Origin of the sequence: Gemmiger formicilis, assembly GCF_016901605.1 — a bacterium.
GTDB lineage: Bacteria > Bacillota > Clostridia > Oscillospirales > Ruminococcaceae > Gemmiger > Gemmiger formicilis_B.
The window spans coordinates 1-247 of record NZ_JACJKP010000665.1 but is presented as its reverse complement, the minus strand read 5'-3'; the positions used below and the strand labels follow the sequence as shown (position 1 = coordinate 247).

Below are 247 nucleotides of genomic sequence, written 5' to 3'. Positions count from 1 at the left end.
CCGGTGCCATCGCCAACCCCGGCATCATTCCGGCGGCAGCCCAAAAGTACGGCAACCAGTGTGTGGTACTTTCGGCCGATATCAAGCGAGTGGATGGCCGCTTTATGTTGTTTGCCAAGGGCGGCCGGGAAAACACCGGTATCGACGCGCTGGACTGGCTGGAACAGGGCGTCCGGAACGGGGCAGGAGAGTTGGTTGTCAACTCCATTGACACCGATGGTGTGAAAAATGGATTTGATCTGGAATT

The 247-nt window shown here is 57.1% G+C and carries 1 protein-coding gene; it reads left to right on the top strand.

Annotated features, from left to right (window positions below; genetic code table 11):
* Positions 1 to 247 (top strand): HisA/HisF-related TIM barrel protein (locus tag H6B10_RS16380; protein WP_243427438.1); only part of this gene is annotated, 247 nt, incomplete at both ends.